Source organism: Leclercia sp. UBA5076, from assembly GCF_002416465.1.
Taxonomy (GTDB): Bacteria; Pseudomonadota; Gammaproteobacteria; order Enterobacterales; family Enterobacteriaceae; genus Enterobacter.
The window spans coordinates 300,227-317,685 of record NZ_DIAO01000003.1 but is presented as its reverse complement, the minus strand read 5'-3'; the positions used below and the strand labels follow the sequence as shown (position 1 = coordinate 317,685).

General features: G+C 56.6%; 17 protein-coding genes. 8 read left to right on the top strand and 9 right to left on the bottom strand.

Annotated features, from left to right (window positions below; genetic code table 11):
- Positions 1-12 precede the first annotated feature (12 nt).
- From B3X29_RS03160 to B3X29_RS03150, 3 genes are all read left to right on the top strand, one after another.
- On the top strand, positions 13-1,686 hold the full coding sequence (locus tag B3X29_RS03160; protein WP_290503550.1) for a hypothetical protein: 1,674 nt from the start codon (positions 13-15) through the stop codon (positions 1,684-1,686).
- A gap of 230 nt (positions 1,687-1,916) precedes the next feature.
- A complete protein-coding gene (locus B3X29_RS03155) occupies positions 1,917-2,993 on the top strand; it encodes a hypothetical protein (protein ID WP_290503549.1) in 1,077 nt (358 codons plus the stop codon).
- The gene (locus tag B3X29_RS03150) at positions 2,990-4,063 is read left to right on the top strand and encodes a glycoside hydrolase family 88/105 protein (protein ID WP_290503548.1); all 1,074 of its coding nucleotides are present in this window, start codon (positions 2,990-2,992) and stop codon (positions 4,061-4,063) included. Before B3X29_RS03155 ends, B3X29_RS03150 begins: the two co-directional genes overlap by 4 nt.
- Before the next feature lie 30 nt (positions 4,064-4,093).
- Here the strand turns inward: B3X29_RS03150 and B3X29_RS03145 are convergent, their stop codons facing one another.
- The 3 genes from B3X29_RS03145 to B3X29_RS03135 all read right to left on the bottom strand — a co-directional run bounded on the left by B3X29_RS03145 (position 4,094) and on the right by B3X29_RS03135 (position 6,955).
- A complete protein-coding gene (locus tag B3X29_RS03145) occupies positions 4,094-5,374 on the bottom strand; it encodes a DUF445 domain-containing protein (RefSeq protein ID WP_263951496.1) in 1,281 nt (426 codons plus the stop codon).
- A 145-nt stretch (positions 5,375-5,519) separates the two neighbouring features.
- Positions 5,520-6,164 carry a LysE family translocator gene (locus B3X29_RS03140; RefSeq protein WP_290503547.1) on the bottom strand — a complete coding sequence of 215 codons (645 nt, stop codon included), beginning with the start codon at positions 6,162-6,164 and terminating at the stop codon, positions 5,520-5,522.
- A gap of 47 nt (positions 6,165-6,211) precedes the next feature.
- Positions 6,212-6,955 (bottom strand): AraC family transcriptional regulator, encoded by a 744-nt coding sequence (locus B3X29_RS03135; protein WP_263951494.1) that lies wholly within the window; start codon positions 6,953-6,955, stop codon positions 6,212-6,214.
- A gap of 185 nt (positions 6,956-7,140) precedes the next feature.
- On the opposite strand from B3X29_RS03135, the gene B3X29_RS03130 reads away from it, so the two are divergent.
- From B3X29_RS03130 to B3X29_RS03115, 4 genes are all read left to right on the top strand, one after another.
- Positions 7,141-7,533, top strand: coding sequence for a polymorphic toxin type 44 domain-containing protein (locus B3X29_RS03130; protein ID WP_263951493.1), 393 nt, complete (start codon positions 7,141-7,143; stop codon positions 7,531-7,533).
- On the top strand, positions 7,511-7,933 hold the full coding sequence (locus B3X29_RS03125; RefSeq protein WP_103178112.1) for a hypothetical protein: 423 nt from the start codon (positions 7,511-7,513) through the stop codon (positions 7,931-7,933). Before B3X29_RS03130 ends, B3X29_RS03125 begins: the two co-directional genes overlap by 23 nt.
- 5 nt (positions 7,934-7,938) lie before the next feature.
- Complete coding sequence (locus B3X29_RS03120) at positions 7,939-8,118, top strand: hypothetical protein (RefSeq protein WP_103178113.1); 180 nt, start codon at positions 7,939-7,941, stop codon at positions 8,116-8,118.
- Positions 8,119-8,682: 564 nt separating this feature from the next.
- Positions 8,683-10,053 (top strand): NAD-dependent succinate-semialdehyde dehydrogenase, encoded by a 1,371-nt coding sequence (locus B3X29_RS03115; protein ID WP_290503546.1) that lies wholly within the window; start codon positions 8,683-8,685, stop codon positions 10,051-10,053.
- A 63-nt stretch (positions 10,054-10,116) separates the two neighbouring features.
- Here B3X29_RS03115 and B3X29_RS03110 read toward each other — a convergent pair whose 3' ends face one another.
- Positions 10,117-10,662 (bottom strand): YfaZ family outer membrane protein, encoded by a 546-nt coding sequence (locus tag B3X29_RS03110; RefSeq protein WP_103823123.1) that lies wholly within the window; start codon positions 10,660-10,662, stop codon positions 10,117-10,119.
- Between the two features lie 484 nt (positions 10,663-11,146).
- On the opposite strand from B3X29_RS03110, the gene B3X29_RS03105 reads away from it, so the two are divergent.
- Positions 11,147-11,911 carry a hypothetical protein gene (locus B3X29_RS03105; protein ID WP_214421591.1) on the top strand — a complete coding sequence of 255 codons (765 nt, stop codon included), beginning with the start codon at positions 11,147-11,149 and terminating at the stop codon, positions 11,909-11,911.
- A gap of 35 nt (positions 11,912-11,946) precedes the next feature.
- Here B3X29_RS03105 and yjiA read toward each other — a convergent pair whose 3' ends face one another.
- From yjiA to B3X29_RS03080, 5 genes are all read right to left on the bottom strand, one after another.
- Complete coding sequence (gene yjiA, locus B3X29_RS03100) at positions 11,947-12,900, bottom strand: GTPase (protein ID WP_103178117.1); 954 nt, start codon at positions 12,898-12,900, stop codon at positions 11,947-11,949.
- A gap of 10 nt (positions 12,901-12,910) precedes the next feature.
- Positions 12,911-13,114, bottom strand: coding sequence for a YbdD/YjiX family protein (locus B3X29_RS03095; RefSeq protein WP_032616354.1), 204 nt, complete (start codon positions 13,112-13,114; stop codon positions 12,911-12,913).
- A gap of 96 nt (positions 13,115-13,210) precedes the next feature.
- On the bottom strand, positions 13,211-15,364 hold the full coding sequence (locus B3X29_RS03090; protein ID WP_103178118.1) for a carbon starvation CstA family protein: 2,154 nt from the start codon (positions 15,362-15,364) through the stop codon (positions 13,211-13,213).
- Positions 15,365-15,576: 212 nt separating this feature from the next.
- On the bottom strand, positions 15,577-15,846 hold the full coding sequence (locus B3X29_RS03085) for a YkgJ family cysteine cluster protein (RefSeq protein ID WP_290503545.1): 270 nt from the start codon (positions 15,844-15,846) through the stop codon (positions 15,577-15,579).
- Entirely contained in the window at positions 15,843-17,414 is a 1,572-nt protein-coding gene (locus B3X29_RS03080; protein ID WP_269776043.1) for a cobalamin adenosyltransferase, read from the bottom strand. The genes B3X29_RS03085 and B3X29_RS03080 overlap by 4 nt, the downstream gene beginning before the upstream one ends.
- Positions 17,415-17,459 lie beyond the last annotated feature (45 nt).

The window sequence follows — 17,459 nt, the reverse complement described above, 5'->3', positions numbered from 1 at the left end:
GGGAAGGGATCTATGTGGCAGACGCGGGCGCTGGAGCTGAATAATCAGGCTTACTGGAACTGGGAAAAGGCTTGCGAACTGGTGGACTGGGCCGTCGCGCATGACTTTAACACCGTGGTTGTCGGGCAGGCGGATCTGTTCGACAAGCTGGTCTCCCCGAAAGGCTACACGCCGCATCTCGACAACGACCGCCTCTCCAGCCAGCAGCGTGCCCGCTGCGTCTACCTCAACCGGCTGGGCCAACTCTGCCAGCAAAAGGGGCTGCGTTTTTACCTGCAGGCCAAAGAGTTCAGCTTCCCTACCGAACTGCTGCTGGCGCACCCGCACCTGTTTGAGCCGGGCCACGGCGTGCGCCTCGACGTTGATTTCTGGTGCGGGTTCCTGACCCGTAAAATCGCCCTGATCTGCCAGCGGATTCCTGCCATTAGCGGCCTGCTGGTCGCTATCTCCAGCACCGACGGCCTGCTGCCCGTGTCGCGCCCTAACTGGGAGTTACAGGCAGAGGGCGAGGTCAATCAGGTCCAGCGCGACGCCCGGAGCCTGGCCATCTATAGCTGCTGCTTTAATGCCATGTCCCGCACCATGCAGGCTGAAAATAAACACCTGGTGCTGCGGGTGTTTCCGGCGGGCAATCACGATCTGCACAACGTGCTGGAGGCGATCCGCCCGCAGCCCCAGAGCGTCAGCGTCTCCATTAAACTCACCCCGGAACGTTTCTGGCCGTCGTTTCCCAATAACCCGGCCCTGCTGGCGGTGGAGGAGCGTGAAGTGTGGGCGGATATCGATCTGGTGGGCGAAGAGGTGGGCTGGGGCGTCTTTCCCTGGCTGCGCATCGACGAACTGCAGGGGCGTCTGCTGTGGTGCCGCTCGAATCCGGCGATCCGCGGCGTGGTGTGCAAAGCCAGCTGGGAAGGGGTGGATAACCACTGGGTGATGGGCACCCTGAGCGAGTGCAATCTGGTGGCCTGTAGCCGGATGTTAGCCAGCGATGGCAGCCACCTTAGCGTGGCGCAACTGCTGAATAGCTGGCTGGATGAGCGCTATGGCTGGCAGCCGGATGCCGACACTTTTGCCACCTTCCACGCCCTGCTGGAGCAGGCCGGGCAGGTGCTCTATGGCGCCATCTACGTGCGCGATCACGTTTTTCATCGCCACAGTCAGGTGCCGGAAAGCTATGGCCAGGCAGTGTGGAGCCTTTACGGGCAGCTCAACCGCAACCACTGGCTGCCGGGTTCGGAGCGCGATATTTTCTTCAGCGCCAGCGACGTTGAAGCCTCTGCCGCGTCGCTGGCGCGCATTGCCCGCGAAAAAGACGAGGCCCGGGACGCCTCGCAGACCTTACAGGAAGCGGCCCTGCGCTTTACCGACACCGCCGCCTTCCCGTATGCGCTGAAACGCCGCTGGCTGGAGGAGTGGCAGGGCTTTGCCCTCTACTGCCATCTGTTTGTCCATGCCCAGAAGGCGTTCTTTACCCTGCGCTTTGCCCGCGAGGTGGAGAACAGCTGGAGCATGCGCGAAATCTGCCAGATCAACATCCAGGAGCTCTATCGCAGCGCCGCCGAACTGGACGATTTCTGCTTAAAGCACGCCGATGCTTCTCCCGGCATGCACGTGCTGTTCGATGCCTCCCGCGTGCGCGCCCTGGCGGACAGCCTGAGCGAAGAGCTGAAGGCACTAAAGCCTTAGTGTGATCAATATCACGTCAGATGGAGAGGGCTAAAAACCTGACGTGATCGCCCTCATCATTCTCCTTCCTTGCCGGTTACGTGGTGTGATCGGCATCACGCTGCATCGCTGACCGTCGTCCGGTTTGTGAGTTGCCAGGCATATCCCATCAGTCTCCCTCCTGGGCTGCTCGCCCCGCAAGGCCAATCTGCTGATGATAGCGGCGTAATGGACGGGCTGATGAGGAAGATATGTCACAAGGTGACTGGCAGTTAACACAGGGTGACGCACTCACGCGTTTTCTGGGGTCAGCGGCAAAAGCGGAGCGCTTCGCCGAGTTTTATACCGGTGAAACGACAGAGCCCACCTGTGAGGTGGGACCGGATGCGCCGTCGTTTTGCCGTCGGGTGTTCCTGAAGACCCACGCCCGGCGGCAGGTGGAGCCCGCCCAGGCCCTGCCGTGCCGGGAAGGGGTTTTTAGCGGCGACAACCACATTCTCTCCTTTTCGGGCTTTTATCCGCTGGCGTACCATCTGCAGCGCTGGCTGCGGGTGGATCTTTTTGCGCCCCATAGCGGCACCTTTACCTTTCGTCTGACGACCTGCGGCGGCGTGCGGCTCTGGCGTGACGACGAGCCGCTGGTCTGCTTTACGCCCTTCACCCGCAACCGCATGCAGCACACCGAGGTCGCGCTGGCGCTGAGCGCCGGTAAAAACCGCCTGCTGATCCATCTGGATGAACTGTTTGAACGCGATACGACATTTGCCCTGCAAATGGTCTACCTCGACGCGACCCCGCTTGACTATGGGCTGCCGGACGCGTGCCCGCAGCTCATCGCCCCACGGCAGTACACGCCGCCTGCGCACAGTACGACGGCCCACGACGATAGCGGCCAACGCCTGTTGACGCTGATGGCGCAGCGGGAATATGGCCCGGAACTCGACGCGCTGCTGTACAGCACCCTGAAGCGCGTCAGCGCCCGGGAGGCGGGCTCGGTGTTTTCACTCCTGTCGCTGCTCCTCCTCTGGCATCGCCATCAGGGAGAGCACTTCCCGGCGGTGCTGTGGCGGCGGGTAAAATCCACGCTGCTGGGTTATCGCTACTGGCACGATGAGCGGGGCTGCGACGTGATGGCGTTCTGGGGCGAGAAGAATGTGCTCGCCTTCCAGACGGCGCAGTATCTGGCGGGGAAATTGTTCCCGGATGCGCTGTTTATCGCCTCTGGCCGCCGGGGGCATCAGCAGCAAAACCTGGCGCTCGCGCGTGCCGCCGATACCGGGGCATTACTGGCCCATGCAGAAACATTCTTAAAAGGGGCGACAGCATGAACAGCGCGCAGCAGAGGAAAATAGTGGATCGCGTGGTGCGCGGTTTCTGCCGACTGAAAAATCTTGATGAAGTGGGGGCTGGAGACGGGTTCTCCATCAACTTTGAAGAGTGGGAGTGGGAGATTGGCGTCGGGCTGTATGGCTTCTGGCGCTTTGCGGAACACCAGCAGGATGCGGTACTGCAGCAGTCGATTCTGGCGTGGTACGAAACGCAGATTGCGAAAGGGCTGCCGGAGATGCAGATCAACACCACCGCGCCGATGATCGCCCTGGCGCTGGTGGCCGGGCATCATCAGCGTCAGGATCTGCTTAAGACGGTCAACGACTGGGCCGACGCCCTGCTGCGCGACCTGCCAAAAACCGAAGAGGGCGGATTCCAGCACGTGGTGAAAGAGCAGGCGAACACCGGCCAGCTGTGGGATGACACGCTGTTTATGACCTGTCTGTTCCTCGGCGTGGCGGGGATCGTGCTCAAACGCCGGGATCTGATCGACGAGGCGAGCTACCAGTTCCTGCTCCATACCCGCTATCTCAGCGATCCGGTGAGCGGGCTGTGGTATCACGGCTGGACCTTTGTCGATAAGCACCATTTCGCCGGGGCGTTCTGGGCGCGCGGCAACGCATGGATCACCGTCGCCATTCCGGAATTTATCGCGCTGATGGGCGAGCATCTGGACGCCAGCGTACGGCGCTATCTGGCGCAGGTGGTGACGCGTCAGGTGCGCACGCTGTGCGAGCTACAGGCGGAGAACGGCATGTGGCACACGGTGCTGGACGATCCGTTCTCACCCCAGGAGTCCTCCGCCACGGCGGGTATCGCCTGGGGGATGCTGCGCGGCGTGCGGATGGGGATTCTGGATGCGTCGGTGAGCAGGCATGCCCTGCGGGCGTTCGACGCGGTGATGGCGCGCATTGACGAGGAGGGGATTGTGCGGGAAGCCTCCCGCGGCACCATGCTGGGCTGGGATATTCAGTACTACTGCGATATCGCGATGGCCCCGGTGCCCTACGCCCAGGCGTTAACCATTATGCTGCTGCTGGAGATCGATCAGGGCGGCTGGCTGGCGTAATGCGCATAAGGCCGGCGCGAACCGGCTTTGTTAGCGGCTGAGTAGGGGCATGACTTCCGGCAGTTGCGAGAGTAAAAACAAAATCAGCCCAATCGTGCCGCCCACCAGCGTGCCGTTGACGCGGATAAACTGTAGGTCCTTGCCGATGTTGAGCTCAATCTGGCGGGACATATCTTTGGCATCCCAGCCTTTTACCGTGTCGCTGATATGGCGGGTGAGGAAGCGGGCAAAATCGGGCGCCACGCGATGTGCGGCCTGCTCCAGATGTTCGTTCAGCGAGGCGCGCAGGTTGCTGTCTGCCACCAGGGTTTCACCAAACCACAGCCCGGCATTGGCGAGACGCTGCTTCACGCGGGAGTCGTCGCGCTGCATATCGGCCTTCAGCCACTGGCGCAGGTCGGCCCACATCTCGCCCAGATAGCGGTTAAACGCCTCGTCATTCTTCAGATACGTTTTGATGTTCTCGGCTTTGGCCGCGGTTTCCGGGTCGTTTTTCAGGTTATCGACCAGCTTATGCACCGCGCGGTCGAAGGCCTGACGGATCTGATGGGTACGATCGTGGCTGACATCATCCAGGATGGCGTTCACCGCGTTTGAAACCACCTCGGCGCTCTGATCCCCCAGCCACTCGGTGGGCAGCACCATCGATTTGCGCGGATGTTCGGTCTTCAGCCAGTGGACGATCTGCGCGGCGATAAAATCGCGCGTGCTGTCGCGCTGCAGCAGGGTAATCAGGCGATTAATGACCGCGTCCAGCAGCACCTGATGACGCCCGTTTTTTGTCATGCTCTCCAGCATGGCGGCGCTGGTTTCGCTGAAATCGACCTTATCCAGCGCCTTATGTACCGCCCGCTTCAGCATCCGCTGAATGCGCCCGTCGTCGGTCAGCTCCAGAAAACCGCTCATCACCTGCATGATATGCTGCCCGACGCGCTCGGCGTTGTCCGGCTTGCTGAACCAGTTGCCGATAAGCAGCGCCGGTTCATGCTTGCGGATGAGCGCCACCAGCGATTGAGTATCGAGGAATTTCTCCTGCACGAACTGGCCGAGATTGTCGCCAATCCGGTCCTTATTACGCGGGATAATCGCCGTATGCTTCGAAATAAAGGGGATCGGCACCCGGCGAAACAGGGCCACCACGGCAAACCAGTCCGCCAGCGCGCCAACCATCGCCGCTTCGGCAATGGCTTTTACGCCGCGCACCCAAAAGGTTTGTGGCAGAAAGAGGGTAGCGATAAAGGTCGCGGCGGCAATCAGCAGCAGCGATAGCGCCAGCAGCTTGGCGCGTTTGAGTTCAGCGAGTTTTTCCATAGGGTTAAGGATAGAGGGAGAAAAGGCGAAGGGGCAAGGGAGCGGGCATTTTCCCCGGTGGCGCTGCGCTTACCGGGGCTAAGAGGAGTGCGCGGGGGGGTTGTAGGCCTGATAAGCGTAGCGCCATCAGGCGTTTTCTCTGCATTCACAAGGGTAAGAAGAATCGCCATAAAATCCCTGTGCCAAACGCAATCAGCACCATCCCCGCCACGCGCTCCATCTTCCAGATGTGGTCGCTCAGCCGACGTTGAACGGCGGGCAGGGCGATGAACGACACCACCGCCAGATCCCACGCCAGCACCACCGTGACCATCCAGATGCCGCTCACCGACTGCTGGAGCAGCGTCACATTCGGCCCGAGCAGGGCGGTCATCAGCGCCAGATAAAAGAGGGCATTTTTCGGATTTAGTACCGCCGACCCCAGGCCGAGCAGAAGCTGCCTGCGCCAGCCTGGGCGTTCCGGCTCCGCATTATCCAGCTTCAGGGTGCGGGCGCGACTGTGGAGCAGATGCCAGCCTATCCACAGCAGATACAGCCCGCCCAGGAGTTCAATGGCGTTAAACAATAGCGTGTACTGGCGCAGCGCGCTGGCGCCAACGATCACCAGCAGGATATAAAGCCCGTTGCCCAGGGCTATCCCCGCGCACAGCCCGGCGCTGCCGCGCAGGCGATGACGGGCGGCGAAACCCATCAGCAAAAAGAAATCCGGGCCAGGGCTGAGCAGGGCGACGAAGTGCGCCAGCGCGAGCGCCAGAAAAGCGGGCGGGAAGAGAGCGGTAGTCAGTTCCATAGTGACCTCATCAATAAAACTGAGGTCAGGCTACGCCGGTGCGAGCGCTAATTATTGTCGGATATTGATCGCCCGGTGGCGTACTGGCGCGGCGTGGCGGCGGTGTAGCTGACAAAGGTTTTATGGAAGTGGCTCTGATCGGCAAAGCCGCTCTGGTAGCTGACGTCGGCGATGTTGTCCCCGGCGCGCAGGCGGGCTTTGGCGAACTCTACCCTGGAGATGGCCAGAAAGGTGCCGGGCGTCAGGCCGGTATCCTGCTTAAAGGTTCTGATAAGGGTCTCTTTGCGCAGCGAAAAGCGCCGGGCTAAAACATCCAGCGAGGGCGGTGCCTGCAGGCTTTGGCGTAAGGTCTGTAACAGTGCAAGGCTGGAGGGGCGTAGCGTTTCAGGCGGAGAGGGGTTTTCTTTCAACGCTGCCAGTAGGGCATCGATAGCTTCGGGCGACAGCGTGTCAACCACAGCCAGATACTGGCAGAAAAGCGCTTCGCTGCGGATCACCTGCATGGCGGGCTGAAGGTCAGTCTCCAGATAGAGCATGTGGTAGCTGCGGGGTTGTCCCGCAACGGGGTTACAGCTGTGCGGCAGATGCGCGGGGATGACAATCAGGTCGCCAGGATAAAGCGTAAACGGCTCGCCGTTGCAGGTACAGCAGGTTTGCCCCTCGAGGATGGCGCCAATAGAGAGCTGAGCATGGCTGTGACGCTTATAGGCTTGCGTGCTCTGCCAGGTGCTGCGCAGCTCCACGCCGGGCTGGCGTATGAAGGTCTGATTGACTTGGCGGGTATGGGGCATGGCGGTTACCGGTGTGAGGGATAAAGGGGTTTAGGTGCTTATAGCATGAGCGGACAAAGGTGTCGCCTGGAATAATTTGGGAGAGGTCGTTATGTGATTAGAATAGTGGTATAAAATTCAGGGTTAAATAAAATAGCGACGACGCATCATGGACTTATAGGTGAAATTATCAAAGGAATGAATATATGGCCGTTATACCATTATTACCCAAAGAGGGTTTGGATCTTATTCATAAGAATATGCGCGAGGCGCGTATAAATGGAATGTCGAGAAATATGGCCTTGCCGCAAAATTATTACTGGTTCTATCAAAAAGTCCGGAATCGAGGGCCCTGGGATTACAAACAGCAAGACAGAAAACTGGCAAATTTTGGCAATTTTAATTATGGTGCAACAGGATTTGCCGCGGGTATACCTGAGAAAACGCTCTATATGGGAGCGGGTTTTGCGCAGTCACATGCTAAGACGTCGCGTCCACAATGGGGTGCATGGCATGGCGAATTTCCCTATGGTGACGACCCGCGCGATCAGTTTTGGATTAAACAGGGAATAAACTATGCACGTCAGCACGGCTATTAAATGGTTACATCGGCTGATCACCATCCTGTTACTTATTATCGTTGCAGGCTATTTTTCTTATGAATACTTCATGGAGAGTCGAAGCGACGATCGTTTAGTGATGCAAAAGGAGATTTCAGAAAACGTGACGCTTTACGTCACGCAGTATGGGGGTGGGGCAACCGTGCCTGATGTCTATCGTTATTACCTGGATAAAAAAAATCAGACGATAGAGCAGCTCAGGGAAAGTGAGCCTTTTCTTGTTTCAGATAATGGCAGTGCCATAATTAGCGGCTACGGAAATACTATCAATGTTAAGTTATCAGGGCGTATCTACTCTTTCAGTAATCTTACAATGTTCTACGCTCAGGAAAATCTGGTTATCCCTGTGATTAATCTTACTGCTACAGGAGTACGTTAATTCATATGGACATGAAAAAGCATGCAGTGGTGAGACTCAAACGCGATGATATGCCACTACATATTATCCTGCATACTAATGAACTGTTAGCATTGGCAGAAAAGTCTGATAAGGAAATCGATTATAGCGATATTCCAGAAACTACCGATGAACAGTGGGGTAATGCGGTTCGCGGGAAATTTTAGTGATCTAAAATAACAGATGCCACCTGAAGGTGGCGCGCTCGATATAATTGGCTTCACCCTCGTAAAACCCTTTGTGGAAGCGGTTTTTATAGCAAGCCAACGATGGTGGCTCTATTTAGAAAAATAGAAATCGTGACAGTAAATTAAATGAAAAATAGCAATTTTTTCTCCTGTATGTATAAGCATATTTTAAAGGCTTTGATATTCTTGACGGTTCAGATCTGGAGTTTGTTTGAAGCCGTATTATTTGTAGGCGGGTTTATAGTTTGCCTTATGTTGCCTGTCGTGTGGCCAATGAAGTTCGTTTATGCCGCGTTATGGCTTGTTGTATTCTACGTATGTTTAAACGTTATTGGTGTATTAGAAAAATCTCTTGCCAGAAAAAAAAGCGAATAGGAAAAGATTGTCTTCAAAGACAGCTGGAACGAACGCTGCGTCGCCTGAATGGAGCAATTATATCTCACGCCACCCGCCGGGTGGCACACCCTGTATACCTAACTTTACCTGCGAAACCAGCTATTTTGACTACTCTTAATACCCCAAGCGGTAAAAAAGGAGGCAACAATGGCCTATCAGACAGTGAATCCTGCCAACAACAAACTCATCAAAGAATATCCTTCTCATACTGATGCTGACGTCGAAGCGGCGCTGAATACGGCTGATGCGCTCTACCATTCCGACTGGTCAAAGGGCAGTATCGACAAGCGCCTGGCGGTGCTGCATAAGCTGGCGGACCTTATTGATTCCCGCACTGAAGAGCTGGCAAAAATCGCCAGCGAGGAGATGGGTAAACTCATAGCCCAGAGCCGTGGCGAGGTAAAACTCTGCGCCCAGATAGCCCGCTACTACGCTGACAATGCGAAGCAGTTCCTTGCGCCGGTGAAGTATCCGTCGGAGCTTGGCGAAGCGTGGGTGGAGCATCACCCCATCGGCGTGGTGATGGCCGTAGAGCCGTGGAACTTCCCTTACTACCAGCTGATGCGCGTGCTGGCGCCGAACCTGGCGGCGGGTAACCCGGTTATCGCCAAACATGCCAGCATCGTGCCGCACTGTGCCGAGACCTTCGCCCATCTGGTGCGCGAAGCCGGCGCTCCGGACGGGGCGTGGACTAACCTGTTTATCTCTTCAGATCAGGTGGCCAATATCATCGCTGACGATCGCGTGCAGGGCGCGGCGCTGACCGGGTCTGAGAAGGCCGGTAGCGTTGTGGCGGCCCAGGCGGCGAAGCACATCAAAAAATCGACCCTTGAGCTGGGCGGTAACGACGTCTTTGTGGTGCTGGACGATGCCGATCTGGAGAAGGCGGTAAAAATTGGCGTCAATGCGCGCCTGGCCAATGCCGGACAGGTCTGTACCGCAGCCAAACGCTTTATTATCCACGAGAAAGTGGCGGAGGAGTTCCTGGCGAAGTACACCGAAGCCTTTAAGCAGGTGAAGATTGGCGATCCGCTGGACGAGAGCACCACGCTTGGGCCGCTCTCCTCTAAAGACGCGCTGGAAACCCTGACAAAGCAGGTCGATGAGGCGGTGAAAAATGGTGCCACGCTGCATTACGGCGGCAAACCGGTGCAGCGCGAGGGCAGCTTCTTTGAGCCGACCATCCTGACCAATATCACCCGCGATAACCCTGCGTACTTCGAAGAGTTCTTCGGCCCGGTGGCGCAGATTTATGTGGTGAAAAATGATGAGGAGGCGGTAAAGCTCGCCAACGACTCGCACTACGGTCTGGGCGGCGCGATCTTCAGTAAAGATACCGATCGTGCCAGAAAGATGGCCTCGAAGATCGAAACCGGGATGGTGTGGATCAACTGGCTCACCGATACCGCGGCAGAGCTGCCGTTTGGCGGGGTGAAGCGTTCTGGTTACGGGCGTGAGCTGTCGGATCTGGGGATCAAAGAGTTTGTGAACCAGAAGCTGGTGGTGATCCGCCGGTAAAAGTCTTTACCGGAACAAAGGCGGCAGCGGATGCCGCCTTTTTTATGCTTCGGCCTGGTTTTATCAGAAGGTGACGCCGCCGCCAACGTAGGCGCCGTCAATCAGGGTGTGGCCCGGACGGCCATCTTTGCCGTCAACGCTGACGTGACGGTAACCCACCTTCAGGGTTACGGGGGTAACCGGCGTCCAGCTCACGCCGCCGTTGGCTTCAACGTAGTTTTTCACGCTGTTATTCAGTCCTTCCGGCGCGACATAGCCTTCACCGTAAACGTGGATGCTGTCGGTCAGGGCCAGGTTGACGCCACCACCGATAGGGAATGCCACGCCGTTATCGCCTTTCTTCGGTCCGAGGTAGATGGCTTTCGCACCGGCATTGAGCATCACCGGCCCCACTTCCAGGTTATAACCCGCGCCAACACCGCCGGTCTGGGTGCCGTCATCGGTGTTTTTCAGCCAGTTACCTTCGGCATACAGACCTGAGGAGGATTTACCCATCTCAAGGTTCAGATTGGTGAAGTTTTTGCTCTGCTCAATGCTGCCGCCCATGGCCATCGCGGAGCCGGAAATCGCGGTCAGTGCAGCAAGGATGAAGATATTAAGCTTTTTCATGTTTTATGCCTCGTCATCTAATTTGTCTGCGCACACCCTAACAGGCGAGGTTTATGGCTGCAAATGTGCTCATGAGCGCGGTTTTATGCTGATTTTGTTTGAAATTTGTTCGATTGATGTGGGCGAAAAGTTTAAATAGCGTCGGGTCAATCGTTAAATTTTTCACGTTGAGCGGAGGTTTAGATGAGCGCCTAAACAGAAACTGAACGGGGCGGGAAAAGTAATTAGTTAAGTATTAATTGAATTTCTTATAATTTCCGAAAATGTTTCTGATGTAACAGATAAATATGTGAATTTACATTTTTGCAGATAAGCTGAAATCCTGAACAGGCGATTTTGCCGGCGGGAAAAAGCGGCCGGGATAAATTGCCCCTTGTTCCTGGCCGGCAGGCGGCCGAAAATGTCGCAGGGGAGAAGGTAACCTCTTTAAAAGAGCCAGAACGGAAGTAGGAATATTTTGAGTGGTAATAAAAAAGGAAAAAAAATGAGCGCCCTGATTACGCGCGCACGATGTTTATTCGCAACGAAAAAGACGCGGATTATTGCCTTCTGCATCGTTACGGCCGGCGTCGTTGGCTTCGCAAACGATCTGTTTGGCCTCTGGGATATGATAGGCCCAAAGCCGCAGGAGAAGTTGGCTGTGATTCAGGCGCGACTGCAGCCGTTTCGTACCAGCCCGCTCGTAACCCACTCGGTGAACGATCTTTTTTTAATGATGGAGGTGAGGAATTATGGTGAAAAGACCATGATGTTGACGTCCGCTGAGATTGATATCAAAAAGAGCCGGGTGGCATCAAAGGGTAAGGCCGGTTCCTTTTCCCGCTGCGCATTAACCGACGATGCGAATCGCAACACGCCCATTTTGCTTCGGCCCGGAGAGACTTCATGGATAATGGTGTCACAGGCGGTAACGCTGCCCGGGCTGACCGACTGGTTAAATAACGATGAGCTGAAGAATATTTTTGTCGCCACGCCTGAAAATGCTTTTACCATCGCGCAGCACGATTATCTGCCCGTCTTTAATAAAAAAATGGCCGAGCATTATGGCGCTGATGCGGAAATTGAGGCAGTTGTGCATTTTGGGCAAGACAGCGGCTCTCAGGTTTTCCATTTTCCTCTGGCTAACGGGAAAGATATATATGATAAAAGCGGCGGTTTGCAGCACGACTGGTTTATCGCAAATTGGCTTTATCCCCAGCCGAGCAGGTTACGGGCAGAGGGCGACATCTGTCATTTCCGTAGCGGATAGCAGACCCTCTCCGCAGGAGAGGGCGCCATCAGGCGTTACTTCCGTAATCCCGCAAACCCTGCGCGAATCTCTTCTTCCGGCAGCTCAATGCCAATAAACACCATCACGCTGTGCGGCTGCTCGTCGCCCCAGGGGCGATCCCAGTCGGCGCTGTAGAGACGCTGTACGCCCTGGAACAGCAGGCGGTTCGGTTCGCCGTCGATCCAGAGCATCCCTTTGTAGCGCAGCAGTTTGTCGGCAAACGACAGCAGCAGGTTCTCCATTACCCGGGAGACTTCGCTGATATCCACCGGGTAATCCAGCTCCACCACAATCGACGCCACGTCGTTCTGCTTGTCCGCCATAAAGTGGAAGCGCGGTTTAGTGGTGACATTCTCTTCCAGCATAAAGCCGTTGGTGTTGAACAGCTGAGACAGGTCGATATCGCCATGGGTGACGGTATAGATGGGGGCCCGGGAGTTGATGCGCATCAGGCGCTCGCGCAGTTTTTCACTCTCGCCCGCCACATCGGTTTTGGTCAGCAGAATGCGGTCGGCGTAGCCCACCTGTGACTGGGCGATGGTGAACTGGTTCATCTGGTCGTCGGCGTGTACCGCATCGACCAGGGCGATCACGCCGTCCAGCAGATAGCGCTGGCAGAGGATCTCATGGGAGAAAAAGGTCTGAATAATCGGGCCGGGGTCGGCCATGCCGGTGCACTCAATCACCAGGCGGTCGAAGTCGATCTCACCCCGATCGCGGCTGTCGAGCAGGTCGAGCAGGGCATCTTCGAGTTCGTTGGAGCGGGTGCAGCAGATGCAGCCATTGGTCAGGGTTTTGATCTGGGTGGCGCGATCGCCAATCAGCTGGTCGTCCACCGAGACTTCACCGAACTCGTTTTCGATGACGGCGATTTTAAAGCCGTGCTGTTCGTTAAGGATGTGACGCAACAGGGTGGTTTTGCCCGCGCCGAGAAAGCCGGTGAGTAGGGTAACTGCAATCGGTGTCATGGTTTCTCCTTCAGCAGCAGCGTACGCCGCCTTCTCCTCCTCCGCCATAGCGCGCTTCCTGACGCTCGCGGAAGAATTCGTTGTAGGTCATGTACGGCTTATCCGGATGGTTGGTCTTCATATGCTCAACGTAGTTGTCATAGTCCGGAATGCCAATCAGCATTTTCGCTGCCTGACCGAGATATTTTTTTGCTTCGCCTAAGTTACCAAACATTGTGCCATCCAGATAGAAAAAGCCCGGTGGCGCGCAGCGATCCGGGCCTACAGTACCGTTGTAGGGCGGGTCAGCGCAGCGCCACCCGCCATTGTTTTAGTGGTGTGAAGAGGTCTTCACGCCGCCTTCCGGCACCGGTACGTACGGCGTCTCTTTATCGGTACGACCCTCGGCGTTACGCACTTTTATCCAGGTTTTGATGCCGTAGAAGATGATGCTGTAGACCACCACCAGGAACAGAATGCTCAGACCCGCGTTGGTGTAGTTGTTCACCACGATATGGTTCATGTTGGCAATCTGCTGGGCAGTCAGCTCACCGCCGCCTGCGGCAATCTTCTCTTTGTACTGGTTCGCCATAAAGAAGAAGCCTTCCAGCTGCGGGTTGGAGCTGAACAGTTTCAGACCCAGCGCCCAGGTGGTGCAGAGCAGCAGCCACAGAGCAGGTACCACGGTCACCCAGATATATTTGGTGCGCTTCATCTTCACCAGCACCACGGTGCCGAGCACCAGGGCGACAGCCGCCAGCATCTGGTTAGAGATACCGAACAGCGGCCACAGGCTCTTCACGCCGCCCAGGGGGTCGACTACGCCCTGATACAGCAGATAGCCCCACAGACCTACGCAGCCCGCGGTACCCAGGATGCCCGCCACCAGCGAGTCGGTCTTCTTCAGGAACGGCACGAAGTTACCCAGCAGATCCTGGAGCATAAAGCGGCCTGCACGGGTACCGGCATCCAGCGCGGTAAGGATGAACAGCGCTTCGAACAGAATACCGAAGTGGTACCAGAAGCCCATGTCCGCCCACGGCAGCACTTTGTGGAACACGTGGGCGATACCGACCGCCAGGGTTGGTGCGCCACCGGCACGGTTCAGCACCGACGGTTCGCCGATGTCTTTGGCTGTCTGCATGATCTGCTCAGGGGAGATCACAAAGCCCCAGGAGCTGACGGTCGCCGCCGCGTGGGCGCTTACGTCTTTCAGCTGCGCCATGATCAGCGCCGCGTTGTCACCGCCCATCTCATGCAGGTTCGGCATGGTAATGCCCAGGCCCGCAGGTGGGGTGTTCATCGCGAAGTAGAGACCCGGCTCGATGATGGAGGCCGCCACCAGGGCCATGACCGCCACGAAGGACTCCATCAGCATCGCGCCGTAACCGATAAAGCGCGCGTCGGTTTCGTTCGCCAGCAGTTTCGGCGTAGTGCCGGAGGCGATCAGGGCGTGGAAGCCAGAGACCGCACCACAGGCAATGGTGATAAACAGGAACGGGAACAGCGCGCCTTTCCACAGTGGACCGGTACCGTCGATGTACTGGGTCACCGCAGGCATTTTCAGCTCAGGGTTGATGATCACGATGCCGATCGCCAGACCGACGATCACGCCGATTTTCAGGAAGGTCGCCAGGTAATCGCGTGGCGCCAGAATCAGCCATACCGGCAGCAGGGCGGAGATAAAGGCGTAACCAATCAGCGCAAAGGTGATGGTGGTGTCTTTAAAGGTCAGCGCCGGGCCCCAGTACGGGTCGTGGGCAATCACGCCGCCGAAGTAGATGGAGGCCACCAGCAGCACGATACCAATCACCGACACTTCACCCACGCGGCCCGGACGCAGGAATCGCATATAGATCCCCATGAACAGCGCAATCGGCACGGTAGAGCAGACGGTGAAGACGCCCCACGGACTTTCCGCCAGCGCTTTCACCACGATCAGCGCCAGCACCGCAAGGATGATGATCATGATCAGGAAGCAGCCGAACAGGGCGATGGTGCCTGGGACGCGGCCCATCTCTTCTTTGATCATCTCACCCAGAGAAGCGCCGTTACGGCGAGAAGAGATAAACAGCACCATAAAGTCCTGCACCGCACCCGCCAGCACCACGCCCGCCAGCAGCCACAGGGTACCCGGCAGGTAGCCCATCTGCGCCGCCAGGACCGGCCCAACCAGCGGACCCGCGCCTGCGATAGCCGCAAAGTGGTGACCAAACAGCACGTAGCGGTTGGTTGGCACGTAGTTCAGGCCGTCATTGTTAATGACCGCCGGGGTGGCGCGCGTCGGGTCGAGCTTCATGACCTTTTGCGCGATGTAGAGGCTGTAGTAGCGGTACGCCACCAGATAGACCGACACGGAGGCCACGACGATCCACAGGGCGCTGATGTGCTCGCCGCGACGCAGGGCGACGACGGCAAGGCAACATGCCCCGAGTATCCCAAGCAGCAGCCAGGGGACGTGCTTAAGTAGTTTTTTGATATCCATAATAAGACCTGGTTTTTAGATGAAAAAAGCGTCAGGGTTCGCTGTAGAGAGAGTGATTAATGCTACGGCGATCTTGCCAGAGCCTTGCGCGTGTAAAGGAAGGTAAATCGGTGAGTGGTTGTATGGCGGGATGAGCGGTCAACTGCGAGGGCGAGTGGTTCAGGCTCGCCGTCAGAGGAGGGAATTGTGTGAAGGGGATCACGAACCAGGGGTTAGTCCAGGGTTTCCAGTACCTTGCAGGCGATCTGGTTCAGGGCAATGAACTCGCTCCAGCTGTATTGCTGCTGATAATTCAGCACAAACTGTTTTTCCACATGGCAAATAAGGGGGCGGGTTTCATAGATGCTGCACAATTTTGTCTCTATGCAGTAGTGGCGGCAAACGCCGTCGCCACGGTCGAGAAATCGGGTCTCATCAGCCCGGTTCACGTGGCGGCAGCAGGCGCCGCACTGATTGCAGGGAAACGCCGGGGCCAGAATCATAGTGATTTTAGCCAGTCGTTGACCGAGGCAAGGTTCCCTGCCTCGAAGGGCAGTTCGATGTTGCGTTTTTCGATCTCCTGACGCAGCAAGAACTCCCGTTCCAGCTCGGTGTTGACCAGCGTCAGGTGGTGGGAGAAAGACGCAAGCTCATCGGCATTCATCGAAAACTCAAGGGCTGCCAGCTCTTTCAGGTAGCGATCCAGTTCGACGTTTACTTTCTCGTAATAGGCTACCCCGCGCTGGAACTTATCCTGGAAACGGTCCAGAAACGCCCAGACGCTTTTCATCATGCTGCTATGCTCCAGAAAATAGTGCATCACCAGCGTGAGCAGGCCGGTCGCCAGCGCGCCGCAAAATGCTGCCAGCTCCGGGCCGAAGGGGAAGGCGAAGAGAGTTGAAAGATGTTCATTGATAACGACGCCCGCAGCAACTGCCACGCCAGCGGAAATGATTTTACTGACGGCTTTCATCAGCTCACCTGGCGCCAGGTTTTGCGGGTTAAAGACCATCACTTTCCACGCCTGCACCAGGTTATTCCACATCTCACGGATCAACCTCACCGCCATTTTTTGCGTAGTGAAGACGATATTCATCAGCGTGGTAGTCACGGTAGAGAGTACGCCGCCGATAGCCCCCTCTTTAAAGGCGATAAGGAATTCGCTGAACCTGACACGGATACGCTCCCATACGGCGCGAAGTGCCTCGCCAAGATCGCCCGCAAAATCGCTGGCCTGGAAGCGCTCGCGATGGCGTTGGTAAATGGCCGGAATGCGGTCGCGAAATTCGAACCACACCTCTGCCAGCACCAGGCCAAGCATCTGGCGAGTGCCCATTTTGAAGCCGTTAGCCAGGGATGCCTGTGAAATATTCAGGGCAAATTTACTGCTGGTGTAGTACGCCTGGTTTAACGTGGCATTGTAGCGAGCGCGGGCCTTCTCATCCGCCTCGCGCATCTTATCAAAATCGGCGCTGGCTTTATTTTCCAGCTTTTTCAGGCGCTTTTGTTCCTGCTCCGTAAGCGCCGGTTTGCTTTTCAGTTCGGCAATCTCGGTTGTCGTCGCCTGATATTGCTCCTGTAACACCTTAATGAACTCGCTCATCGGTTTGGCTTTTTTGGCTTTGTTGAGCGATTCGTTGGTGAAGGTCAGGTTGCTGGCATCATTCGCAAGGTCAGCGCCGTCCATCTCCGATAAAATGCGTCCGGCATCGTGGTGAATTTCATTGGCCGCAATGATGTGGTCAAGGTTAGTTACTCCATCGGCGGCGAAGGTTGCGCCGGTATAGCTGTCTTGTAGATCTCCCGCCTGGCGCTGTTTTTTGCCCTCGCGGTTGGTATCTATGTAGTTTTTATGATGATGATAGAGGGTGGAGTTATAGGCTTCGCGTTGTTCATAGCGCTGGCGCTCTGCTTCGGTGCCATAAATGTTTTGCCGGACATTATGGAGAGTATTTACATCGCCACCGGTTTTGTCTTCAAAGAGTAAAAAATCGAGTCCGAAAGAGGTGGTCAGGCTTTTCACGACCGTGGTGTGTAACTCTGATCCCCAGTCGAAGGTTGTTGTGCTCATGATAACGTTCCCTGAATAAGTTCGCCGGGCGGAGCCCGGCAGTAA

Coding starts and splice junctions, on each gene's coding strand:
- B3X29_RS03135 (WP_263951494.1), bottom strand. CDS start 6,955: ATGCCCCATACCCGCCAAGTCAATCAGACCTTCATACGCCAGCCCGGC.
- yjiA (WP_103178117.1), bottom strand. CDS start 12,900: ATGACACCGATTGCAGTTACCCTACTCACCGGCTTTCTCGGCGCGGGC.
- B3X29_RS03115 (WP_290503546.1), top strand. CDS start 8,683: ATGGCCTATCAGACAGTGAATCCTGCCAACAACAAACTCATCAAAGAA.
- B3X29_RS03105 (WP_214421591.1), top strand. CDS start 11,147: ATGAGCGCCCTGATTACGCGCGCACGATGTTTATTCGCAACGAAAAAG.
- B3X29_RS03145 (WP_263951496.1), bottom strand. CDS start 5,374: ATGGAAAAACTCGCTGAACTCAAACGCGCCAAGCTGCTGGCGCTATCG.
- B3X29_RS03155 (WP_290503549.1), top strand. CDS start 1,917: ATGTCACAAGGTGACTGGCAGTTAACACAGGGTGACGCACTCACGCGT.
- B3X29_RS03080 (WP_269776043.1), bottom strand. CDS start 17,414: ATGAGCACAACAACCTTCGACTGGGGATCAGAGTTACACACCACGGTC.
- B3X29_RS03130 (WP_263951493.1), top strand. CDS start 7,141: ATGGCCGTTATACCATTATTACCCAAAGAGGGTTTGGATCTTATTCAT.
- B3X29_RS03085 (WP_290503545.1), bottom strand. CDS start 15,846: ATGATTCTGGCCCCGGCGTTTCCCTGCAATCAGTGCGGCGCCTGCTGC.
- B3X29_RS03095 (WP_032616354.1), bottom strand. CDS start 13,114: ATGTTTGGTAACTTAGGCGAAGCAAAAAAATATCTCGGTCAGGCAGCG.
- B3X29_RS03140 (WP_290503547.1), bottom strand. CDS start 6,164: ATGGAACTGACTACCGCTCTCTTCCCGCCCGCTTTTCTGGCGCTCGCG.
- B3X29_RS03090 (WP_103178118.1), bottom strand. CDS start 15,364: ATGGATATCAAAAAACTACTTAAGCACGTCCCCTGGCTGCTGCTTGGG.
- B3X29_RS03125 (WP_103178112.1), top strand. CDS start 7,511: ATGCACGTCAGCACGGCTATTAAATGGTTACATCGGCTGATCACCATC.
- B3X29_RS03120 (WP_103178113.1), top strand. CDS start 7,939: ATGGACATGAAAAAGCATGCAGTGGTGAGACTCAAACGCGATGATATG.
- B3X29_RS03110 (WP_103823123.1), bottom strand. CDS start 10,662: ATGAAAAAGCTTAATATCTTCATCCTTGCTGCACTGACCGCGATTTCC.
- B3X29_RS03150 (WP_290503548.1), top strand. CDS start 2,990: ATGAACAGCGCGCAGCAGAGGAAAATAGTGGATCGCGTGGTGCGCGGT.
- B3X29_RS03160 (WP_290503550.1), top strand. CDS start 13: ATGTGGCAGACGCGGGCGCTGGAGCTGAATAATCAGGCTTACTGGAAC.